Below are 21549 nucleotides of genomic sequence, written 5' to 3'. Positions count from 1 at the left end.
AGTCTCCATTACTGAATTCTCCCCGTGATCATAAAGTCATTTCCGAAGGTTTTATAACTCGGATGTTGAATAAAGATCTTATCCTTCATGGTTTCGATGCGAACTGTTTCTGTCCAAGATTTCGAACCCCCACTGCCCATGATGATCGGGGCTTGGAACATATAAATCCGATTTACCAAACTACTCTGCACGAAACTACTGGCGGTTAAAGCACCACCCTCGACCAATATGGATCTGAATCCCAGTTTGTAAAGCTGAGCCAAAAGATCTTCCAAATCCAAATCTCCGCCGACTTTGGTTTTCACAAAAACCACCTGCGGAACTTTAGACAGCCGTTGCATTTTCTTTTGCACGTCTTCTTTCAACTCCTCTGCCACACACCAAAACACATTTTGTGAATCATGCATCGAGGAAACCTTTAAATCTGGATACTTTTCTAAAAGATCGGCTTCACCATCAATAACAACGACTTTGTTTTTCTTTTCAACTTGGGGATGACGAATGTTGAGGGAAGGGTTGTCGAATTCAATGGTACCTTTACCCACCAACAAACCATCGTAACAAGCGCGCAGATAGTGCACGTACTCGCGCGATTCTGATCCCGTGATCCACTGGCTTTCACCAGATCGAAGAGCCACTTGTCCATCCAGGGAGCTTGCCATTTTCAAAGCGACAAAAACTTTTTTCTGACGAAAATTCCATAAAAAGGCTTCGCAGACTTCTTCAAGTTTGATGCGCATTTCTTGATCTAATTTCAAATCATCCGCTTCGTAAAGATCTGCTTCGATTCCCACTTGGCGCAGAATCTCGGCCCCTTGGCCTGCCACTAGAGGATTTGGATCAATCAAACCAAACGTCACTCGCTTGATCGGAAGTTTTGCGAGCATCTTTGCGCAGGAAGGTGTTTTGCCTTCGTGAGCACAGGGCTCCAAAGTCACGATGACATGGGCGCCTTTAAGATCTTCGGGGGAGAGGTTTTTTACGGCATTCACTTCCGCGTGGGGACCGCCGTAAAACTCGTGATGGCCAGCAGAAATAAAGCCACCCTGCGCATCCAACACAACACATCCTACAAGTGGATTAGGACTTACACGGGGCCCGCCTTTGTATGCCTCACTAATGGCTAATGCCATAGCCGCATCGACGGTCATTGGCGTTCCTCGAACGGGTGTTGTAAGACTGCTAATTTGTTCCATGGGGCTTCTCCCGCTTGAATTTGCGGACCTCAGCTTATTCTCAAAACGAGGCGATTTCAATCGCAGGATTTTAACGATTTTTAACAAATAAACCCGAAAGAATTTATAAAAATTAACCGATATTTATTTATATCGGGGGGAGTAGCATCATGAGTAGCAAAACCAAAAAGAAACAAGATTCCGTCTGGTATTACGTGATGATGGTTGTAAATTCTTTGGCAATTCTGTTTGCTATCGGTATGTTACGCGACCTGATGTGGATCTATTAAGCTTCTAGTTTTTTGTAAAATTCCAAAACTTTTGGGTCCACGATAATGGATCTGGGATTCCAACCAATCAGATGCAAACCTTGAGCAGATTTTAACCGGGACAGCGCCACATAAGCTTGCCCAGGCTCCCACAGGCGACTCAAGTTACACCACAAGTCATCCAAAGTTGCTCCTTGGCTTTTATGAATCGTCGTTGCATAGGCAAGGGTCAATGGAAACTGAATCACCTGCGCCATGACATTGCCCTCGGCATCTTGCAATGCAAAGGAAACCTTGTCGGCAGTGACTTCCCGGCCGCCATCTTTTTTGATCGTGATTTCATCAGCTGCGATATCCGTCACCACCCCTCGAGTTCCATTCACCCAACGTTTTTGCGGATCGTTTTGTAAGAACATCACCCGGCAACCCAATTTCAAAACCAGCTTCACCGGCACTGGAGCTGACTTCATCAAAATGTCGACGTGTTTTTCCGAACCAAAATAAATGGAATCGATGGTGACTTCTTCTTCGTTGATCTCACTTAATTTTTTCTGATTGAAATCATCCGCATCAGCTTTGCGAGGAAAGAGTCTTGTACCAGGATCATCTTGATCATGGTCACGCAGATGCTCATTTAAAAAATCGCGCACACGCTCCGTCACCAAACCGTGACGAACATCACTCAACACATCCAGAAATAAATTATCAGAAACGCGTTGGTTATGGGAAAGCATCACAGATTGAAAACCAGTTTGCTGCCACACGGGATTTAAAAAACACCAGTCGCGCGGACCATTTTGAGTAACGGGAGGAAGCTGAGCGAAATCGCCGACCGCGATGATGCGCATTCCACCCCAAGGCAGACTGGACTCGCGGGCTTTTTGTGAAAGGGCTTCAGCGATCATCAGGGCTTGTCCAGGAATCATCGAAATTTCATCGATGATCACGCCCTCGACCTTACGAAGTCGCGCCATTAATTTATTATCTTTGGAAGCGCGTTGGTAAGTGGAGTCAGGACCACCCTCCATAATACCCAAACCAAAAAAACTATGGAAAGTTCGGCCACCCAATAGAACTGCGGCAGCACCGGTGCTGGCCAAAATCGGCATAGCCTTTGGGTCAAGTTCCCGCATGAACTGACGAATTAAAAAACTCTTGCCGCTGCCCGCTCCACCCGTCAAAAAAACGTTCTCTCCGGACCTTAAAAGTTCCAGAGCATCAGCTTGTTCGGGTGAGAGTTCCACAGAGTTTTTTGTCATAAAAAAGGATCATGCCACCGAGGTATAGGCATTAGCAAGATTGTGTTGCCTTTCAAGGCAAAGGGTCATGAAATATTCAGGCATCATTTGAAAGGACTCATATGAATCGCTCTTTGTTGATTTTGATGGCAGCGAGTCTAACGGCTCAGTTCTCATTCGCTGCGAAACCATCTTCTGAAATCCCCGAAAAACGTGAATTCCCCGTTAATACTTCGATCAATCCTTGCGAGAATTTCGAAGGTTACGTTTGCTCAAACGTGAAGGAATCTTTCAAGCTTCGTCCCGATCGCAGCTATCATGACTTTGCATTCAGCGATTCTGCAGAAAGACTTTTGGAAACCAAAAAAAAATTCATGGCTGATTTACCTAAAGCCAAAGGCTTAAACGAGCGCACAGAACAACTTCGCAATTTCTATATGTCGTGCATGGACCCTAAGGCGCGCGCGAAAGCTGAAAAAGAAGAAGTGAAGCGTGTGCAAAAATCCTTGAAAGGTCTGGAATCCTGGGAAGACTTCGTCACGTACCTGAACCAACAACAATCCAAAGGTGGCCAATTCTCTTTGGCAAACATGTGGAGTTATCCTGATCCAGACGATTCAAACAAATTGAACGTAGGCCTTTTTGGAAACTTGATGGGTCTTCCGGATCAAAAATACTATGATCAACCAGAATTGATGAAAGACTACCAAAAGCTTTTGACGGCATTTTTTAAAAACGTCGATCCCAAAGGCAAAGACGGTAAAGCGGAAGACCGCGCCAAAGCCGTGATCGAAGTTGAAAAAGATTTTGCGAAAGTTTACCCAACTCCAGCTAAGCGTCGCGAACGATTCTCTGAAAGACATATCAGTACTCAAGAAGAAGTCGTTAAAAAATATCCGAATTTAAAACTGGATATTTTGTTCAAGAAAGCTCCTAAAACAGCCTTGGTTTCAGTGCCTTTGTTTGAGGGAACTGAATTTGTGAACGCAGAAATTGCCAAGCGCCCTCTGGCCGTTTGGAAAGACGTCGCCTTAAGAAAATCCGTGTATCAGTATTTGGATGATGGTTACCCGAAATTCTATGAACAGCGTTTTGCTTTTAACAAAAAGTACTTCGGTGGACCTGAAACTCGCCCGGTTCGCCAAGAGCGTTGCACCGAAGAGATCATGGGTAATTTCGACAAGGAACTTGATGCCGCTTTGATTGAAAAACTATTCCCAAATTTTGACGAAGCCAAAGTTCAGGAAATCGGAACGAAAATCCGCGCAAGCATTCTGGAAGGCTTAGAGAACAATAAATGGTTATCAAAAGATGCCAAGAAAGAAGCGATTAAAAAAATCAAAACGGCTCGTTTGCAATTGGTGAAACCACATAACGACCGCGAATGGGATTTCACTCCCCTGCGCCATTACTCCCAAACGGATATGATGGTTAATGATCGTCTTTTGGCCGAAGCGGGTTACAGCAAAATGCTTCATGAATTGACGGAGCCAAATAATAAAGATGCTTGGGGCATGGGACCTTTGACGGTGAACGCATACTACAGTCCAACGGAAAACAAGTTTGTTTTGCCGATCGGTATTTTGCAATATCCGTTCTACAACAAAGACGGCAGCATCACGGAAAACCTGGGTGCTGTGGGCGCGGTGATCGGTCACGAATTGGGCCACGGTATCGATGATAAAGGTTCAAAATTTGACTCTGCCGGTGCCTTGAAAGAGTGGATGAAAGATAAAGACCTGGAAGAGTTCTCGAAACGTGGCGAGCGCATGGTGGATCAATTCAACAAGATTGATCACGATGGTAAACTGACTTTAGGTGAAAACGTGGCGGACTTGGTTGGCTTGACGTTCGCTTATAACGCCGCCTTCCCGGGCAATAAAGGCAGCCTTGAAGATAAGAAGGCTTTCTTTACCGCTTATGGACGCTTGTGGTGTACGGTGGCTCGTCCTGACTTTGAAAAACTTCAAAGAAAGACGGACCCGCACTCTTCCGGAATCGCACGCATCAATGAACAGGTAAAACACCAGCCGGGTTTCTCAGAGGCGTTTCAATGCAAACCAGGCGATAAAATGACCCTGCCTGAGGCCGAGAGAGTTCAAATCTGGTAAGCTGTACGCACTTCGGGTACCGCCCCTTGTCGAGGAAAACTTCAGAATTCCTCATATGTCAGGGGGCATCCCTTGAAGGTATCGCCTTACGCTGATATTGTAGAAGTCTTGGCTCCAGGAGGGCTTTTACGATGACAGTGAAGGTTTACGATTTCACATCAAAAACAGAAAATCCTAATTTTGAAGATGTTCACGACATTGCTCCGAATGAACTTCATCAAAACATGTCCAAAGTAAAAATGATCGATGTTCGTCAGCCTGATGAATACACTGGTGAGCTTGGCCACGTCCCAGGCTCTCAGTTGTTAGTGCTCGACACTCTTCCAGATCATTTGGAAGACCTTCCCAAAGACCAAACAATTGTTTTCATCTGTCGCAGCGGAGCCCGTTCGGCTCGCGCCACTGCTTTTGCAAAGATGAATGGATTCACACACGTGTTTAATATGCTGGGCGGTATGCTTCATTGGAATGAACTGCAGCTGCCTGTTGAAAGATAAGAATATGCCAGGAAAAGTATTTGTTAACAGAACCTTGAATCTTAAAAAGATTCGCTATATCGGTGTTGATATGGACCATACGTTGGTTCGCTATAACTCCGAAAACTTCGAACGACTTTCTCACACGACGATGATCGATAAATTGGTCAAACGTGGTTACCCGGAAACTCTTCGCAAGCTGACATTTGATTATAACTTCGCGATCCGCGGACTTGTGATCGACCGTAAGATGGGAAATCTTTTGAAATTGAACCGCTACACGGCGATCCGTGCGAGCTACCATGGTTTGAAGCCATTGGATTTCAAAACTCATCAAAAACTTTATAAATCGACTTACATCGATCTTTCTAACACCGACTATTTGGCTGTCGATACTTCGTTCTCTATCTCTTTGGCGAACTTGATCGGTCAGATCGTTGAGTTGAAAGACACAGACACGGCTCACAAATATCCAGAATACGTTCAGATTGCTGACGACGTTTTGGATGCTTTGGATGAAGCTCACCGTGACGGTTCTTTGAAAGATGAAGTTAAAAAGAACTTGGATCATTACATCATCAAAGATCCAGGATTGGTTGCGGGCCTTGAAAAGTTCCGTCGTCACGGAAAAAAGATCTTTGTTCTTACGAACTCGGATTTCCATTACACGAAATTGCTTTTGGACTATGCGGTTCAACCGTTCCTGAAGGATTTCAAATCATGGCAGGATCTTTTTGAAGTCACGATCACTTTCGCTTCCAAGCCTAAGTTCTTCTACGAAAACCAAAAGTACTTGCGCGTGAACCCAGCTGACGGCTCCATGACAAACATGGAAGGCAAGCTGACTCCGGGCATTTACCAAGGTGGTAATGCCAAGAAGTTTACGGCCGACCTTGATTTGAACGGTGATGATATCCTTTACATCGGTGACCATATCTACGGCGACATCCTTCGTTTGAAAAAGGATTGCAACTGGAGAACAGCGATGGTGATCGAGGAGCTGGATTCTGAAGTTGAAAAAAACAGACAAGCCGAGCCTATCAACGCTGAAATTGAAACTTTGATGAAAAAGAAAGAGCCGTTTGAAGACGAGTTGACTGAAATCATGACTCGTAAAATTGAAAAAGCGGCTGACGTGAACGAAGCGCAAATCGAAACTTTGCAAAAAAGTATTTCAGAGATCGATGGTCAGATCAGTTCTCACATCAAAAAACAACAGGCGCTGTACAATGCGAACTGGGGTCAGTTGATGAGAGCGGGTAACGAGGAAAGCTATTTCGCTTATCAGTTGGACCGTTATGCTTGCGTATATATGGAAAAATTGTCGGATCTTTTGGAGCTGTCTCCAAGAACTTACTTCCGTGCACCACGTAGACCACTAGCCCACGAGATTTACTAATATGAATAAGACAAACGCACTTTGGATTTTAGGTTTGATTGTTGTAGCGGCCGTTGCTTTTAGCCTGGGAAAACGTTCTGTGCATTGCCAGACGGCTCCAGTGATTGATGCGGCAGCATGCGGAGCTCCGGCGAATACGTTCCCAACGAATTTGCCACCTCCTCCGCCACCGACTGAACCAAACAGTTCACATCAGTAAAAATAAAAAACCGGGTTCTAGGACCCGGTTTTTTTATTCTTTGATTTAGATTCCTTATTTGATGATCGTAAGCTCTTTCAATTTCGCTTTGATGTCTGAGATCTTGGCGTTGCGACCGCTTTGAATCATGTAGTCTGCTGCCTTTTCAATATTTTCCATGTCTGTCTTATCCAAAAGGGCATTACGTCTTTTCTCGTTCAGGTCTTCTTGGTTTTTTATGCACTCTGGGAGCTGCTGCTTGTCTGTTTCTTCTTTACATTTATCAACGGGTGCACCCTTGCGCTTGCCGCTGTCGGAAACAATGGATGCAACAGTGTTATCTTGGGATGCACCTTCATCAGCTTCTGCTTCGGATTGTGCGGCGATTTTGTTGGCTTCCGCTTGGTCCTGGTCTTGATTCTCCTGGCTCAAAGCTTCGACGATTTCTTCTGACAATGGAGCATTTGCAAGCTGGGCTTGAGTGGCATATGCCGCCAACTGCCCTTTTGTTTCCAGGCGCATGATGGTCATGATGAATCTCATCAAAATGCCACCCTTTTGCTGTGTTAAATACGATTCGTAAGTCGATTTATCGATTTGTAGTTTCGTCGGAGAAATCCAAGCCAATACCAAAGTGGATTTGTCATTCGGATCCTGAGAAGCTTTTACTCGCGGAACAAAGAAGACATCAGCAGGCGCCGTTTTATTATAAAGGGAAAGAACGGACCATTTTCTGGAAGTAACGGTCTTAACAAATCCGATGGAGTCGTCACCGTTGACCTTAAGATTTGAAACGACAGGATCGATATAGTTGCGATAAGCATCGTCATCTTGGAAATTGAAATCGACTTCCTGAATGGCGCTTTGCTCAGCGATACGCTTGGCTTCTTTGGCGGTCTTGCCGTTCATGGTGCCTTGGGCAACGCGAACACCTGATTTAGAGCGTCCAGTGTCTAAACACCCTGCCGTAAATTGTAAGCAAATTAAGGCCCCGATAACGGGTAAAGCCAATCTCTTCATTATAAGCTCCCAGTTTTTCTATACACCCAGGAGCTTACAATCTCTATGCCTGCCTTATTGTATTTTAAGGAGCAGGGACTGGTGGATTGTGGCCACCATCAAATAGAGGGTAAAGAACGTTCACTGTGTTATTACGTTGAGTAACCACGCACTCTTGAGAAATGATTCTGTAGCGTTCGATTGGGAAGTGGTAACCGCGCTCAACCCAACCCCAGCCAGTCCAATCAACATAGCGGCGATAGCCAGTACCAACTCTTTCAGTCACTGAACGTGTCTCAAAATGATACGTCAAAAGAGGGAAGCGGATTTTAACCACGCCGTCTTTTTCCATTTTCATCTCGGCCTTTTCATCAAACACACATCCATACAAACCATCCACGCTGCGCACGCGACCTTTTACAGTCTCGCCCACTTGAACATCGTGATTTTTTGGCATTTTAAATTCAAAGAACCAGTTCACTTGTGCACCGTTAGCATAAAAGCTTGTCGTGTTCATCGTCACAGAACCATCGAACTCGATCAAATCCGTTTCGTATGTACGACTTTTATTTTCGTATGTGCCTTCGAAAATATTTCCTGCCTGAGAAACTCCCGGCAATACCAACATCATCGCTACAATCCATTTATTCACGAAGACTCCCTAGTTTCGGTTAAATAAAATAATATAATCTTTAGGACCCGTTTGCTCCATCATCGTGGAGTACTTGTTCGCCTCAAGTTTTTTACGGTAAGTTCTGCGAGCGACATTGCGAACAGCACAAGAAAACTTGCTTGTTCCCGCCGGATCCACTTCACCACTATCAATGCACTTGGGCTCAAAAGCCGCTTCCTGAGCGCGTGTCACCGGAAAGGTGCTGACGCTCAAACTGGTCACGTCCAATTTATAATCTGTCTTAAGTTTCGCAACAGGATTCGCATCGATCAGCTGCGAAGCATAAATATTGGGAACAACCACCGCCACGCGCAGTCCTTCGGCGCGAGCTTTGTTAATTCCCTCAACCAGACGCTGCATTTCTTCCTTCATTGCAATGTAAATAGCCGGACGGAAAAGCTCGACATAAGGAAGCATGGGTTCAACGATGACGACATCGTATTTGGAACCTGGGTCCTGATTGATGTCGATAAAGCCTTTCACCAACTCCATCTCTTCAATTTTATTAGGAGTAACACCCAGAATCACAATCGGAGCGGCTTTAATTTCTTCACGCAGCTGCTCAAAGACGAGCTTTCCCATCTCCTCTGGAGTTGAAACATGAATAAATTCGATCTTGGGAGTTGTTTCAGGCCCCACAGAAAAATTCATAGAAAAATAAAGGCCCACAGCAATGATTAAAACGGCGCCAATCCAATACAAGTGCTTCATAGGACTATCGACCTATCACCGCTGACCCATCATGGCAAGGCTCGTTGTAATCTGTTAAAATTGTGCTAAGTTGCGAACATTACAGCGGACTTGATCCTAATAAGACAGGTACCTAAAAAATTATGGCGACGAATACGAATTTACCAATTTCTTATCTCATTATTGGCTCTGGCCGCGTCGCCCGCCATATTGCTCACTATTTTCATCTGTCAAATATCAATTTTCAAAGTTGGGATCGCTCTCAAGACCCACATGCTTTACGCGTTAAGATCGCTGCGGCTACTCATGTCTTGTTAGCTATCAGTGACAGTGCTTTGCAAGGCTTCCATCGTCAACATCTGATGGGTCACGATGAAAAAATCGTGGTGCACTTCTCGGGAGCTCATTCTTTCGAAGGAATGATCGCAGCCCACCCGTTAATGACTTTTGGAAATGATCTTTACGATCTGGAATTTTACCGAAAAATCCATTTCACCTTAACAGGAGCTTCCAGCCTGGACGAGGCCTTGCCAGGCCTCACGAATTCCTATTCCTGGCTCCCTTCGGCGCAAAAGGCGCTTTATCATACACAGTGTGTGATGGGTGGAAATTTTGTGACTTTGTTGATTGCCAGAATGCTTTCCGGCTTTGCAACGATGAAGGTTCCCGCAGAAGCAGCTCATCTGTACGTGCAAAAAGTTGTGGAAAACACTTTTGCAAATCCTGAGACCGCACTGACGGGCCCACTGGTTCGCAAAGATGCTGAAACTGTTGCAGCAAATCTGAAAGCTTTGGAAAACGATCCGGCTAAGAAAATCTACGAAGCGTTTCTTGAAACCTATTGGCCTGAATACCCGCGAAAGTGAGGCCCAGCTATGAAATCCATTCTCGACTTCCAGGAAAAGAAAAATAAAAAACAAAAGATCTCGATGATCACTTGTTATGATTACACTTTTGCTTCGATCGTAGCTGAGAGCAATATCGACTGCATTTTGATCGGTGATTCTTTGGCAAACACCATGCACGGCTTCTCAACAACTCTGCCTGCAACGGTCGAGATGATGGCTTTGCATACAGCAGCAGTTGCTCGGGGTGCTGGCACTAAAAAATTCATCACAGCCGACTTTCCATTCATGGCGAACCGTAAAGGTTTAACCGCGACAATGACGGCCGCAGCGAAAATCATGCAAGCAGGCGCTCATGCTTTGAAACTAGAAGGTGGCGATGAGTACACTTACAAAATCGTCCGTCATCTTGTCGATTCCGGTGTGCCAATCATGGGTCACTTGGGTTTGACTCCTCAATCGGTGAATCAGTTGGGTGGTTTTAAAGTTCAGGGCCGCGATGATAAGGCTCAAGCTAAAATCCGCGAACAAGCGCTGCGCCTGCAAGACGCTGGTGCTTTCTGTATCGTACTCGAGTGTGTTCCTTCAAAACTTGCGACTGAAATCACTGAATCTTTGGATATTCCAACAATTGGTATCGGTGCGGGTCCTGATACAGACGGACAGGTATTGGTTCTGCAAGACATGCTGGGTATGAATCCAGGATTCAAACCGAAATTCGTTAAAACTTACTTCAATGGCTTTGAAGCTTTGAAAGATGCCTTCAACACTTACCACTCTGAAGTGGAAGCAGTTGATTTCCCGACCGAGAAAGAGAGCTATTCCTAATGATTCAAGTTCTGCGCACTCCCGCTGAATTCAAGGCGTGGAGAAAAAATCAGAAAGGCAGCGTTGGTTTCGTACCAACCATGGGTGCTTTGCATTCAGGCCATGAGGAACTGATGAAGAACGCTCGCCGGGAAAATGATGTGGTGGTGCTTTCTATTTTTGTGAACCCCACGCAATTCAATGATCCAAAAGATTTCGAAAAATATCCCTTAACTTGGGATCAGGATCTGAAAATCGCTGAAAACAATCAGGTCGATGCAATCTTTTACCCACGCTATCCAGATATGTATCCGGATGAGTACCGTTATAAGGTGGCTGAGAACAGCTATTCCAAACTTTTGGATGGTGCCCACCGCCCCGGTCACTTTGATGGTGTGCTATCGGTGGTGATGAAGCTTTTCAACGTTGTTGCTCCGAACAAAGCATATTTCGGCGAAAAGGATTTTCAGCAGCTGACTTTGATCAAAGGAATGGTCGACGCTTTCTTTATGGACGTCGAGATCGTTCCAATTCCTACGGTTCGTGAAAGTGATGGATTAGCTAAGAGTTCGCGCAATTCATTGCTGACTCCGCAGGAGCGTGAAAAAGCTCCAACTATTTATAAAACTATCACCACCGCAAAATCCGCTGATGAAGCTGCCAAAGCTTTAACTGCAGCAGGCTTTGATGTGGACTATGTGACAGACGTTCATGGGCGTCGCTTTGTGGCGGCTCGCTTAGGCTCTGTGAGGTTGATTGATAATGTCCAAATCTAAAGTTCTCTTTATGATGACTGGCTCCATCGCATGCTACAAAGCATGTCAGGTGGTTTCACGCCTTGTGCAAGCTGGATGCGAAGTTCAAGTTGTGATGACGCCTTCAGCTTTAAAGTTCGTCGGCAATGCCACGCTTGAAGGACTGACGGGCAAGCCTGTTGTGAGCGATATGTACTCGCAAGGCAATGTGATGGATCATATCCATCTGATGCGCTGGGCGGATTTGGTATTGGTGGCTCCGGCAACGGCCAACTTTATCAACAAAGCGGCTCAAGGTATTGGGGATGATCTGGTTTCCACTTTGTTCCTGGCCCATGATTTTAAAAAGCCTTTCCTGATTGCTCCTGCGATGAATACTTCCATGTACCTTCATCCGGTAACGCAAAAATCTCTGCAAACCTTGAAATCTTATGGGCTTGAGATTTTAGATTCCGCTTCAGGCATTCTTGCTTGCGGCGAAGAAGGTTACGGTAAGCTTTTAGATCCTGATGAGATTCTAAAAATTACTTTGACTCATTTACATAAGAAAGCACCGGAAGCGACAAATGGAGAGCTGGCGTCTGCGGCTCCCCGCTCATCGGAGCTTTCAAAAGTGAAAGTATTGATTACTGCTGGCGGCACCCAGGAACCTATCGATACGGTTCGTACAATCACAAATCTAAGTTCCGGTCGCACGGGAATTTCTTTAGCAGAGTACTTAAGCCAAATGGGTTTTGATGTGACGTTGATCCAGGCCCATGGAACTGCCAAGGCTGAACATGTGAACCATCGTGACTTTTTCACAAGCTTCGCAAGCTTAGATTCACAGTTAAAAAAATACCTAGCAGAGGAAAACTTCACTCACGTGATTCATGCGGCAGCCGTGAGCGATTACTCCGTGGATTCTATCGAAGTCGATGGCAGAAACTATCGTCCGCTGGAAGTTAAAAAGGTCAGCTCGGATGCTGAAGGGATGAATATTCACCTTAAGCGCAATCACAAAATCGTTGATCGCTTGAAAGAATATTCTAAAAACAAAGATGTGAAAGTTGTGGCATTCAAACTGACCAGCCACGCCACACCAGAACAAAAGAAAGCGGCTGTGGATAAGCTTTTTAAAGCCTCCCACGCTGATTTCGTTGTTCACAATGATTTGACTGACATTGATATTGTAAATCGGACTCACAAGTTCACCCTGTACAACCATCAAAGCTTTATTGCTTGTGAGAATCTGGATCAGCTAACAAGTGAGTTGATCCGCATGATGCTACCAAAGGAAAACCTATGATTTTATGTCTTGATGTGGGTAATACCCAAATCTTTGCAGGACTCTTTGATAAAGACAAAATGGTGATGTCTTTCCGTAAGAACTCTAAAAGCGGAGCTTCTTCGGATGAAACAGGGATCTTTCTGCGCACAGCGATTCGTGAAAACGGTTATGACCCGGCTTTAGTAAAACAGATTGCGATCTGCTCGGTGGTACCGGAAGTGATTTACTCTCTTCGTGGTGCCTGCATGAAGTATTTCAATATCAATCCGTTCATTCTCCAAGCGGGAGTGAAAACGGGATTACGTGTAAAGTACCGCAATCCTTTGGAAGTGGGCGCAGATCGTATTGCGAACTCCATTGCAGGTACTCACTTGTATCCGAATAAAAACCTGATCATCGTGGATCTGGGCACAGCCACAACATTCTGTGCGGTTTCTAAAGAGAAAGACTACTTAGGTGGCTCCATCGTATCGGGACTTCGTCTGTGCATGGAGGCTTTGGAAAGCAAAACTGCCAAGTTGCCATCTGTTGAAATCGTTCCTATGCATGAAGCTTTGGGTCGTACTACGATTGAAAGTATTCAATCAGGCTTGTACTACGGTCACCTGGGCACGATGAAAGAAATCATCGGTCGCATCACTCGTGAATGCTTCCAGGATGAAAAGCCATTTGTAATTGGTACGGGCGGTTTCTCTTCCCTATTTGAAAAAGAAAAAGTTTTCGATGTTGTTATCCCTGACTTAGTTTTAAAAGGAATGCTGATTGCACTTCAGCATAATGCTTAGAGGTTATTATGAATGTATCACTACTTAGAACCAAAATTCACAGAGCCACAGTGACGGAATCGGATCTAAACTATGAAGGCTCGATCAGCATCTGTCCTGATTTGATCAAAGCTTCTGGTTTGTTGATGAACGAACGCGTGGATATCTATAACTGCAACAACGGCGCACGCTTCTCCACTTACGTGATCTTGGGTGACAAGGGCGATATCTGCCTTAACGGCGCAGCCGCCCGCCACGTTCAAAAAGGTGACTTGGTTATCATCTGCTCTTACTGCGGTCTTTCCGTTGAAGAAGCGAAAAAATTCGAACCAACAGTAGTTTTCGTGGACGAAAAAAACCGCTTAAAAGAAAAACGCGCCGAATCCCACAAAAACAACAAAAAGAAAAAGAAATAAAAACGTAAGGCCGTACTTCAAAAAGGTACGGCCTTACCTTCTCAAAAAAATCCCGGGCTTACCCCGGATTTTTTATTTCTTCTTTAAACCTACTGAGAATGGCGATGATGTCGTTCCTTCCGAAGCGAAGTACTGGCAAGCAAAACGAATTTCACCATAATTCACGACCATTCTTTGAGTACTGGTGCAAATGGGATTGTCAGCAAAGATAACCGTAGATACCACGCTCTCATCTCTTACTCCACCACCAGTTGACTTTGATCTGATGATCTCCACTATAGTCTTTCGACCCTGATAGTCGTTTCCGCAATTATTCGGTTCAGTGATCACAAACTTCAATCGCAGAACGGTATTAAAATCCTCTTGAAAGTAAATGGATCCTTCCATTGGATTGCTTCCGACACTCGTCTCATAGGTCATAAGATTTCCGTCCTGGAAAAGTCGTGAACCAGCAATCTGCGCCCCAAACTGACCACTTCCATTCGAAGCCTCACAAGAAAACAAATCACGAATACCAAATTGTGATCCAATTTTACCTTTTCGTTTAGCCACCGATACCAGTGAAGTCGCAACGGCATCCAAGAGCTCCCTGCCTGAATGAAACGGGCCAATCTGCTCATTGTCAGTAACGGATTTTCCATTGATCACAGTCTTATGCTCAAACTCATGAGTAATCAGAAACAAAACCTGAACAGGTGCCATAGTACGCAAGGAGTCTCGATGAAATTCTATTGAGCCGTCAGGTCCAAGGGAAGTACGTGCGGCGACGTACATAGGCTTTCCATCAGGTCCTTGCACATAAAGAGGATCTTCGCGCAGAACGAACTCGGTGGGTTTCTGTCCACTGCTAAGAATTAAAATCTGTTGGCCAATTTTGAAAAAGAAATCGCGGCAGAACTGACTCTGTTCCACAGACAGTCGATCTGATTTGCAGAATTTCTCTTTTTCCTCAGGTTGATTCAAAACAAATTTGATCGTCGCATTCATTGACTCGCGAGTCGCACGCAAAAACTCAAAAACCGGATCCCCGCCATTGCCCACGACAGTGCCCGAAGCCTGCGCTTGCAGTCCTGTCGACAGCATAACGGCGACGACCAGACAACTTATCTTAAGTATTTGATTCTTCATTGATCGCCCCAATGGGAGTTAGGTGTATTGCCACTTGAACCAAGGAATCTTTGCCTTGGGGATTTTTTTCGATAAATTCCAGCAATTGCTGTTGAAACGAATCCACCAATCCTCTTAGTTCATCCATTTTATTTTTATCTACGGAAACCAAAACCGTTGAAGACTTGCGACGATGGGAGGGTAAAACCGAAATACCCCTATGGGCAATATCCAAGGCCTTTTTATGGAAGGAACGGATATTCTCATTAGGAATTTCGTTTGTTGTTGCGACGGCACTTTCCTCGGGAACGATTTTGCCTTCGGGCGTTCTGCGCCAAAACCCTTCGCGAATCAGGAAATCAACCGACTTCTGAATCCGCTCGGGACTGACGATTCCGGAAAGCATTCGGTGAAGATTCTGCGGTTCTGGAGAAAATCCTTTCAGATTCACCAAATCTTTCACATAAGGATGAACCCAATCCGAAAGAATATGGTTTTTAGCCATACGCTTCGCCGGTGCCACTTCACCAGCCGTATTCGATACCACTTTTAAAACATTTCCTAAGAGTTGCTTATCAAGATAATCCTGCTCGATTTTGGTTAACTTAAAAACCGCCGCCAAAGCTGGAAGATTATCACGGGTCACTTGTCTGTGACCGTTGATAATCTGAGAAACCAGCGTCTGCGACAATCCTCCAACACGCTGAGTTCTTTGTCTTAAACTGAAGGAACCCGTTTTTTTATAGTATTCGAATAGAGCCCGAAGAAACTTTGCCGCCTCCCCATAGTCGAAGACTACAGGGCGAACAAGTTCAGCAGCTTGGTCTTGAGATCTCACTTATAAGTTCCCAAAAATTTACAGTTAACTGTGATGTCGAGCTTCTCGCCCGTTTGCTCATCAGAAATTTCAGCGCTAGCTGGGGAAATTTCAGTGTCAGTAAAAACTGGAGTGGTGCCATCAACACGTGTCTTACTCCACCCATCAACTGGATCGAAAGGATTGAAACGCTCCATACAAGCCACACCAACGTCGTCCATACAAGACGTAGTCTGTCCTGGCTGCGGCTTTGCACAGTATCCAACAGCCACCCCCATGCACGTGAACTGACGTGCCTCTAATCCCGTGCTTCCAGAAATTGGGCGGGATGCGTGTTTGTAGTACAAATTTAGATTTGCGGTAGCTCTTCCCACCGAAGTCTGCAAATCCATTTTGAACGATGTACGTCCGGTTGTTTCATTATAAGGCTTCGTTGTCCCGTCAGAACTGGGAAGTCTGACTACTGAAAAATCCTGCGACTGGACCGCTTTAACTTCAGCCGTCTTGTTAGATATAGTTGCCGTACAAGTAAAATGATCCGCGACAACAGCGTGAGAAGTGCTCGCGCCAAGGATAAATAAAGAAGCTAATACTAGGTGTTTCATGGTGTTCTCCCAAAATTGTTTAATTCAAAAACGATTTCGACGTCGATGAAGAAACTATTGCAGAACATTCTTGCCTAGCCAAGAGGCGCTGGTCATCAAAATGATTCCAAATGTAATCACCGCAGCAATCACTTTGAGACGGAGAATTGACACAGCTTTTAGGATTTTTGTGGCTTTGGGAACGGGTTTAGTCGATCGCTTCGACTTCGATACCGGCGGCAATCAGCATTTCGGCTAAGACGCCGTTGCCTTCAATTGTTTTGCCGCTGTAGGTGCCGTCATAGATTCGACCGCAGCCACACATCGGGGATTTAGATTTTAACATAGCTTCTTTGACGCCGAATTTAAGCGCGATTTCCAAAGCTTTTTGAGCGCCGCACTTGTACTCAGCTGTCACGTCTTTGCCATTTTTATCGATAACCCTGTCACCGATACGTTCCGCAGGCGTGCGTGGCGTGGAAAGCCCACCCATTTCTTCCGGGCAAACGGCGATAGTCATCCCTTCCTCGTGGAGGACGGTGACTTCTTCGCGCAGCTGATGTTTTCCATCATAGCGGCACGGTTTTCCGATTAGGCAGGCTGAAACTAAGATCTTTCCTTCGCTCATAAGCCCGGAGTTATATCACAGCTAAGGCACCAAAAAACCGTGACCTGCAGAAAATTCATGACTGTAAAATGTGTGAACACCCTGCATGACGGCTAGCACTACAAAAAGGGAACTGTTACCTTCGGGATATGGGTATTACGTTATTGCAGTTACAGGATGGGCATAAGGCTTATGGGCCTAAGATTCTTTTTGATCAGGCGACATTCGCGATCAATGAGGGCGAGCACGTAGGAGTTATCGGTCCCAATGGAGCGGGCAAAACCACTCTTTTTAAAATCCTTGTGGACCAAGAACACTTGGATGAAGGCATTGTGACCAAGTCTCAGCAATTGCGCCTGGGGTACTTGGAACAAGAGTCTGACTGGAATATCTCTGAAAAAGTCGAAGATTACCTGGATAAGAACTGCATCACTCCCCTTTGGGAATTAAAGCAATTCGGTATTAAACTGGGTCTGACGGAAAGACATTTTCAATCCCATTTGAAGGAACTAAGCGGCGGCTTCCGCATGCGGGTGAAGCTTTTGTACCTTATCGGTCAAGAGCCGAACTTGTTATTGCTGGATGAGCCGACGAACTTTTTGGATCTGGAAACGCTATTGGTTTTGGAAAGCTTTCTGCAAGAGTACAAAGGTGCATTCCTGTTGATCTCCCATGATCGCGAATTCCTTCGTCGCGTGACCGATCACATTTTGGAAGTTGAATCCGGTGACATTGTAAAGTTCGCTGGAAACTTGGACGACTATTTCGAACAAAAAGCGATGCTGGCTGAGTTACTGCAAAAACAGGCCATGAGCCAGGCTGCGAAGAAAAAATCCATTATGGACTTCGTCACTCGTTTCGGGGCGAAAGCCACCAAAGCCCGTCAGGCCCAATCTCGTCTGAAAGCTTTGGAAAAAATGGAGACGATCGAAATCAAGGCAGCGCCAACTCACTCCCATATTCATATTCCACCTGCGAGTGCGACGGGAAAAGTGATTCTGGAAATCGAAAACGCGGATTGCGGTTACGGTGACAAGGTTATTTTGAAAAACGTAAACCTGCGCCTGGAGCGCGGCAATCACTTAGGTATCGTGGGACTAAACGGTGCCGGAAAATCCACATTACTAAAATCTTTAGGTGAACAGATTCCGCTAGTGAAAGGCTCCATCAAATGGGGCCATCAGGTAAGCTTATCGTATTTTGCGCAGCACACGCCTGAAGCATTGAATCCCGAACACACCGTGATCGAGGCGATGGCAACATTGGCCCACAAAGACGTGATCCAACAAGACATCTTAAATATCGCAGGAAGTTTATTGTTCAGCGGAGATGCCATTCATAAAAAAGTAAAAGTCCTTTCCGGTGGTGAAAAGTCACGCGTGGCTTTGGGGCAAATTCTTTTGCAAAAGTCTCCATTGTTGCTTCTGGATGAGCCGACGAATCACTTGGACTTTGATACCGTGGAAGCCCTAACTGGCGCTTTGGAAAAATACGAAGGTACAATCGTAACTGTAAGCCATGATCGTGGTTTCATCGGACGTGTGGCGAACAAGATCCTGGAAGTAAATCACGGCCTGCTGACGCTTTATCCCGGAACGTATGATGAATATGTGTGGAGTCTTCAAAAGGGCTTCCTGTCTGAGCGCGTATTTAATGATGAAGCGACTCACAAACCGACTTCCGGACAAACTTCGGACGAAGCGCCCAAATTTAATTACAAAGAAGAACGTAAGCGCATTGAAGGCCTGATTAAGAAGGCACTGAAATTGATAGAGGATTCCGACAAACGGATCACCAGCCTGTCAACAAAACGAGACAGCTTGAACGAATCCCTTATCTCAGGTGCTGCAACTAATAGTGCTGCCACCGCCAAAGAATTGCACGATATCAGTGGTCAAATCGAGGACCTTGAAAATCAAATGTTGCAGGCCATGGAAGATCAACATCAATACGAACAAGAATTAAAGAACCTCATAGGATAAATATGAAAAAGCTTATTGCTATCGCATTTGTTTCCTCAATGTTTGTCGGCTGCGCCAGCCAACTTAAAAAAGATTGTGAATCCACGAACTGGTTCAAATACGGTGAAGAAGTAGCCCTGCGTGGTGACTGGTTATCTTCAGATGCAAAACTTCTAGCGTGCCGCAAAGAAGAGGCCGAGATCAGTGAATCTCAAGCAGATCTTGGTTTTAAAAGTGGTCGCCAAAAGTATTGCACAGGCTCCAACTCTTACTTGGTGGGAAAATCCGGCGATCCATTCTCCAAAGATCTTTGTGATACACCCGCTTTGAAATCGATTGTATCTGATTACAACAAAGGCCTGCGTGACTACTGCTCTAAAGCGAATGGGTTCAATGCGGGTTCTTCCGGCAAGAAGTATAAAAATCTTTGCCCTGCGGATCTTGAAGCCGGCTTTTTGCCTGAGTATAAAAAAGGCCGTTTAAAATACGTGGAAGCGCAAATTAAGAATCTGGAAAACCGCCAACGTGACTTACAATTGGCGATTGCCAACAAAAATACTCAAGTTGTAACGGCACAAATGAACTTTATGTCGATGCAGAATCGTCGCAATGCTTTGGAAAGCCAAAAGTCCTTTGCTCAATCAACTAACAACCTGGCAGATGTCGGTCGTCTGACCAATGAGATCCAAAATGCTGACTGGGATGTCTCTCGCGCCAGACAAGACGTCGATAGAGCCAACGCCGAGAAAAGAAATTTGGAAGCAGAGATTGATCAAACAGCAAAAACCATCGCGGAATACCGCACGGAGATGGCAGGACTTTAAAAACAAAAACGGGGCTTTGAAAGCCCCTTTTGCTTTTCTGTATTTAGAATCTGAACCATTCAATTGCATCGACGTACGCTTTTGGTTGGTAAGCATTCGCCGTCTGACTAAAGCGAACTTCCTGCCAGCCTAAGCTCTTAAAGGATGGATTGTCCACGTCACGCTTTTTAATAAAATCTTGAACGTTTAATACCGAAGCCAATTCATCACGCTTCATCAACAGCGATGGCAGATGAAATTGCACAAAGGACATACCTTTGTTTTCCAAGGCAAATCCCTCAGCACCGGATTTCAAATACTCGCGGTATTTGATTTCGACTTTAGGATCACAATGTTCAACCACCAATAACTTTTCCGTGCTGTCCGAGTAATCCATCACATAACTAAAGCTATAACCACCGCACTTTTCAACAATCGTGCGATTGGCTTTGATTTGACCAAATGTCTTAATCGGAATTGGAAACTTAGAAGGAAGCATCCACAAGTTTTCCTGATCACGAAGCGCAATCTGCGTTTGTGGTTGTTCTTTGGCAATTTTCAACAACTCCTGGAAAGCCTTGGTATCTGCAGAAAGTTTTTGATTACTGACGTAAAGAACGTCAAAGCTTGCCTCCGCAAAGGCCTTTTCATATCCATGACTGCGTAGTTCATTTGCGAAATTCGCAGCAAACAGACGATACGTGTTCGAGGTCTTAGTCAAATCAGCCGAAGCCACGTATTGATTGAAGTTCTTTAAGACCGCTGTTGCACGCGCCAAAGTTGAGGCATTGGAATCTCCCGCCACAGACAGAACCGGATTGTATTCACCACGAATAATTAAACCCATCTTGCGTGAGAACTGATAGCGCTCGCCCATTGACAAAGATTTATAAGCCTTCACCCAGCTATTCAAAAGAAGCGGACGAAGACTCATCTCCAATACTTCTGGAGCGATAGATGATAGATTCTGCCCGGAAGCGCAGATCTCATAGTCTTCGGATTGCTTCCATGGAGAATCGCAATAAGCCTCAGGGGATTTTATTACATAAGGCCATTTCACCGGAAGAATCGCAGTCTTCACATGCGTAGAAGGGTCCCCGATATCCAAGTCACCCGCCATCAGATAGACCAAGAAGTCGGTTGCGACTTCTTCCATCAATTCCTGCTGAACGAACAGGGTTTCGTTTCTTTCACGGTACCAGATTTTAGCTAAAGCTTTTTCCAGATGTCCTGGTGCTTCAACAAGGTTTTGACCCATATAGATCACATGTCCCTTAATACGGAACATATCAGGGTGATCACCTAGAATCACCAGCTGCACCTTTTGATAGAACGGTTCAATGCTTTCTAAAAGCCTTTCCGTCGCACCAATGCGCAGGTTTAGATCCCTGAGGTTTTCCCCAAAGTAAGTGCTATAGCGAGTCGCCTTGTTCACGGCACAACGATAAACCAAATCCTCATGTCGTCCCGAGGTTCTGTCGATTTTCTCGACAACCTTGGAATCGATACAAAGAGGCCTTTGGTTCATCTGCAGAACAACCAGGCTAAGTATGCCAAAACAGGCAAAAGAAATATAAGTGAGCCAACGTGACAACATATCACAGG

General features: G+C 45.2%; 22 protein-coding genes. 12 read left to right on the top strand and 10 right to left on the bottom strand.

Annotation, left to right across the window (positions count from 1 at the left end):
* Positions 1-8 precede the first annotated feature (8 nt).
* On the bottom strand, positions 9-1196 hold the full coding sequence (ribD, locus tag ACLSU7_RS13805) for a bifunctional diaminohydroxyphosphoribosylaminopyrimidine deaminase/5-amino-6-(5-phosphoribosylamino)uracil reductase RibD (protein ID WP_413292478.1): 1188 nt from the start codon (positions 1194-1196) through the stop codon (positions 9-11).
* A 265-nt stretch (positions 1197-1461) separates the two neighbouring features.
* Positions 1462-2703 carry a DEAD/DEAH box helicase gene (locus tag ACLSU7_RS13800; RefSeq protein WP_413292477.1) on the bottom strand — a complete coding sequence of 414 codons (1242 nt, stop codon included), beginning with the start codon at positions 2701-2703 and terminating at the stop codon, positions 1462-1464.
* Positions 2704-2804: 101 nt separating this feature from the next.
* Between ACLSU7_RS13800 and ACLSU7_RS13795 the strand changes: the two genes are divergently transcribed.
* From ACLSU7_RS13795 to ACLSU7_RS13780, 4 genes are all read left to right on the top strand, one after another.
* On the top strand, positions 2805-4793 hold the full coding sequence (locus ACLSU7_RS13795; protein ID WP_413292476.1) for a M13 family metallopeptidase: 1989 nt from the start codon (positions 2805-2807) through the stop codon (positions 4791-4793).
* 131 nt (positions 4794-4924) lie between these two features.
* A complete protein-coding gene (locus ACLSU7_RS13790; RefSeq protein WP_413292475.1) occupies positions 4925-5290 on the top strand; it encodes a rhodanese-like domain-containing protein in 366 nt (121 codons plus the stop codon).
* Between the two features lie 4 nt (positions 5291-5294).
* Positions 5295-6668, top strand: coding sequence for an HAD-IG family 5'-nucleotidase (locus tag ACLSU7_RS13785; RefSeq protein WP_413292474.1), 1374 nt, complete (start codon positions 5295-5297; stop codon positions 6666-6668).
* 1 nt (position 6669) lies between these two features.
* Positions 6670-6867 carry a hypothetical protein gene (locus ACLSU7_RS13780; RefSeq protein ID WP_413292473.1) on the top strand — a complete coding sequence of 66 codons (198 nt, stop codon included), beginning with the start codon at positions 6670-6672 and terminating at the stop codon, positions 6865-6867.
* Between the two features lie 54 nt (positions 6868-6921).
* Here ACLSU7_RS13780 and ACLSU7_RS13775 read toward each other — a convergent pair whose 3' ends face one another.
* The 3 genes from ACLSU7_RS13775 to ACLSU7_RS13765 form a co-directional block, all read right to left on the bottom strand.
* Positions 6922-7866 (bottom strand): hypothetical protein, encoded by a 945-nt coding sequence (locus ACLSU7_RS13775; protein ID WP_413292472.1) that lies wholly within the window; start codon positions 7864-7866, stop codon positions 6922-6924.
* Positions 7867-7930: 64 nt separating this feature from the next.
* The gene (locus ACLSU7_RS13770; protein WP_413292470.1) at positions 7931-8497 is read right to left on the bottom strand and encodes a hypothetical protein; all 567 of its coding nucleotides are present in this window, start codon (positions 8495-8497) and stop codon (positions 7931-7933) included.
* A gap of 9 nt (positions 8498-8506) precedes the next feature.
* The gene (locus tag ACLSU7_RS13765; RefSeq protein WP_413292469.1) at positions 8507-9229 is read right to left on the bottom strand and encodes a hypothetical protein; all 723 of its coding nucleotides are present in this window, start codon (positions 9227-9229) and stop codon (positions 8507-8509) included.
* 122 nt (positions 9230-9351) lie between these two features.
* Between ACLSU7_RS13765 and ACLSU7_RS13760 the strand changes: the two genes are divergently transcribed.
* Genes ACLSU7_RS13760 through panD form a run of 6 tightly spaced genes read left to right on the top strand, consistent with a single transcriptional unit; the run spans position 9352 to position 14065 of the window.
* A complete protein-coding gene (locus tag ACLSU7_RS13760; RefSeq protein ID WP_413292468.1) occupies positions 9352-10074 on the top strand; it encodes a DUF2520 domain-containing protein in 723 nt (240 codons plus the stop codon).
* 9 nt (positions 10075-10083) lie between these two features.
* Positions 10084-10881 carry a 3-methyl-2-oxobutanoate hydroxymethyltransferase gene (panB, locus tag ACLSU7_RS13755; protein WP_413292467.1) on the top strand — a complete coding sequence of 266 codons (798 nt, stop codon included), beginning with the start codon at positions 10084-10086 and terminating at the stop codon, positions 10879-10881.
* Complete coding sequence (gene panC, locus ACLSU7_RS13750; protein WP_413292466.1) at positions 10881-11636, top strand: pantoate--beta-alanine ligase; 756 nt, start codon at positions 10881-10883, stop codon at positions 11634-11636. The genes panB and panC overlap by 1 nt, the downstream gene beginning before the upstream one ends.
* Positions 11623-12903 (top strand): bifunctional phosphopantothenoylcysteine decarboxylase/phosphopantothenate--cysteine ligase CoaBC, encoded by a 1281-nt coding sequence (gene coaBC, locus ACLSU7_RS13745; RefSeq protein ID WP_413292465.1) that lies wholly within the window; start codon positions 11623-11625, stop codon positions 12901-12903. Before panC ends, coaBC begins: the two co-directional genes overlap by 14 nt.
* On the top strand, positions 12900-13670 hold the full coding sequence (locus tag ACLSU7_RS13740; RefSeq protein ID WP_413292464.1) for a type III pantothenate kinase: 771 nt from the start codon (positions 12900-12902) through the stop codon (positions 13668-13670). The genes coaBC and ACLSU7_RS13740 overlap by 4 nt, the downstream gene beginning before the upstream one ends.
* Positions 13671-13678: 8 nt before the next feature.
* Positions 13679-14065 (top strand): aspartate 1-decarboxylase, encoded by a 387-nt coding sequence (gene panD / locus ACLSU7_RS13735; protein WP_413292463.1) that lies wholly within the window; start codon positions 13679-13681, stop codon positions 14063-14065.
* Between the two features lie 72 nt (positions 14066-14137).
* On the opposite strand, the gene ACLSU7_RS13730 is transcribed toward panD, so the two are convergent.
* The 4 genes from ACLSU7_RS13730 to ACLSU7_RS13715 all read right to left on the bottom strand — a co-directional run bounded on the left by ACLSU7_RS13730 (position 14138) and on the right by ACLSU7_RS13715 (position 17201).
* Entirely contained in the window at positions 14138-15193 is a 1056-nt protein-coding gene (locus ACLSU7_RS13730) for a hypothetical protein (RefSeq protein ID WP_413292462.1), read from the bottom strand.
* Positions 15174-16010: a DUF4423 domain-containing protein gene (locus tag ACLSU7_RS13725; RefSeq protein ID WP_413292461.1), complete on the bottom strand. Its 837-nt coding sequence runs from the start codon at positions 16008-16010 to the stop codon at positions 15174-15176. Before ACLSU7_RS13725 ends, ACLSU7_RS13730 begins: the two co-directional genes overlap by 20 nt.
* Entirely contained in the window at positions 16007-16594 is a 588-nt protein-coding gene (locus ACLSU7_RS13720; protein ID WP_413292460.1) for a hypothetical protein, read from the bottom strand. Before ACLSU7_RS13720 ends, ACLSU7_RS13725 begins: the two co-directional genes overlap by 4 nt.
* Positions 16595-16781: 187 nt before the next feature.
* Positions 16782-17201: a DUF523 domain-containing protein gene (locus ACLSU7_RS13715; RefSeq protein ID WP_413292459.1), complete on the bottom strand. Its 420-nt coding sequence runs from the start codon at positions 17199-17201 to the stop codon at positions 16782-16784.
* 128 nt (positions 17202-17329) lie between these two features.
* Between ACLSU7_RS13715 and ACLSU7_RS13710 the strand changes: the two genes are divergently transcribed.
* Positions 17330-19162, top strand: coding sequence for an ABC-F family ATP-binding cassette domain-containing protein (locus ACLSU7_RS13710; RefSeq protein WP_413292458.1), 1833 nt, complete (start codon positions 17330-17332; stop codon positions 19160-19162).
* Positions 19163-19164: 2 nt separating this feature from the next.
* Positions 19165-19965 (top strand): DUF2799 domain-containing protein, encoded by an 801-nt coding sequence (locus ACLSU7_RS13705; protein ID WP_413292457.1) that lies wholly within the window; start codon positions 19165-19167, stop codon positions 19963-19965.
* Between the two features lie 43 nt (positions 19966-20008).
* Here the strand turns inward: ACLSU7_RS13705 and ACLSU7_RS13700 are convergent, their stop codons facing one another.
* Positions 20009-21541, bottom strand: a complete 1533-nt coding sequence (locus ACLSU7_RS13700; protein WP_413292456.1) for a hypothetical protein — start codon at positions 21539-21541, stop codon at positions 20009-20011.
* Between the last annotated feature and the right edge of the window lie 8 nt (positions 21542-21549).

Origin of the sequence: Bdellovibrio sp. HCB185ZH, assembly GCF_047302455.1 — a bacterium.
Taxonomy (GTDB): domain Bacteria; phylum Bdellovibrionota; class Bdellovibrionia; order Bdellovibrionales; family Bdellovibrionaceae; genus Bdellovibrio.
This window is presented reverse-complemented; position numbering and strand designations above follow the sequence as displayed.

Coding starts and splice junctions, on each gene's coding strand:
- panC (WP_413292466.1), top strand. CDS start 10,881: ATGATTCAAGTTCTGCGCACTCCCGCTGAATTCAAGGCGTGGAGAAAA.
- ACLSU7_RS13800 (WP_413292477.1), bottom strand. CDS start 2,703: ATGACAAAAAACTCTGTGGAACTCTCACCCGAACAAGCTGATGCTCTG.
- ACLSU7_RS13795 (WP_413292476.1), top strand. CDS start 2,805: ATGAATCGCTCTTTGTTGATTTTGATGGCAGCGAGTCTAACGGCTCAG.
- ribD (WP_413292478.1), bottom strand. CDS start 1,196: ATGGAACAAATTAGCAGTCTTACAACACCCGTTCGAGGAACGCCAATG.
- ACLSU7_RS13785 (WP_413292474.1), top strand. CDS start 5,295: ATGCCAGGAAAAGTATTTGTTAACAGAACCTTGAATCTTAAAAAGATT.
- ACLSU7_RS13760 (WP_413292468.1), top strand. CDS start 9,352: ATGGCGACGAATACGAATTTACCAATTTCTTATCTCATTATTGGCTCT.
- panB (WP_413292467.1), top strand. CDS start 10,084: ATGAAATCCATTCTCGACTTCCAGGAAAAGAAAAATAAAAAACAAAAG.
- ACLSU7_RS13765 (WP_413292469.1), bottom strand. CDS start 9,229: ATGAAGCACTTGTATTGGATTGGCGCCGTTTTAATCATTGCTGTGGGC.
- ACLSU7_RS13710 (WP_413292458.1), top strand. CDS start 17,330: ATGGGTATTACGTTATTGCAGTTACAGGATGGGCATAAGGCTTATGGG.
- ACLSU7_RS13705 (WP_413292457.1), top strand. CDS start 19,165: ATGAAAAAGCTTATTGCTATCGCATTTGTTTCCTCAATGTTTGTCGGC.
- ACLSU7_RS13700 (WP_413292456.1), bottom strand. CDS start 21,541: ATGTTGTCACGTTGGCTCACTTATATTTCTTTTGCCTGTTTTGGCATA.
- coaBC (WP_413292465.1), top strand. CDS start 11,623: ATGTCCAAATCTAAAGTTCTCTTTATGATGACTGGCTCCATCGCATGC.
- ACLSU7_RS13775 (WP_413292472.1), bottom strand. CDS start 7,866: ATGAAGAGATTGGCTTTACCCGTTATCGGGGCCTTAATTTGCTTACAA.
- ACLSU7_RS13715 (WP_413292459.1), bottom strand. CDS start 17,201: ATGAGCGAAGGAAAGATCTTAGTTTCAGCCTGCCTAATCGGAAAACCG.
- ACLSU7_RS13780 (WP_413292473.1), top strand. CDS start 6,670: ATGAATAAGACAAACGCACTTTGGATTTTAGGTTTGATTGTTGTAGCG.
- ACLSU7_RS13790 (WP_413292475.1), top strand. CDS start 4,925: ATGACAGTGAAGGTTTACGATTTCACATCAAAAACAGAAAATCCTAAT.
- panD (WP_413292463.1), top strand. CDS start 13,679: ATGAATGTATCACTACTTAGAACCAAAATTCACAGAGCCACAGTGACG.
- ACLSU7_RS13720 (WP_413292460.1), bottom strand. CDS start 16,594: ATGAAACACCTAGTATTAGCTTCTTTATTTATCCTTGGCGCGAGCACT.
- ACLSU7_RS13730 (WP_413292462.1), bottom strand. CDS start 15,193: ATGAAGAATCAAATACTTAAGATAAGTTGTCTGGTCGTCGCCGTTATG.
- ACLSU7_RS13740 (WP_413292464.1), top strand. CDS start 12,900: ATGATTTTATGTCTTGATGTGGGTAATACCCAAATCTTTGCAGGACTC.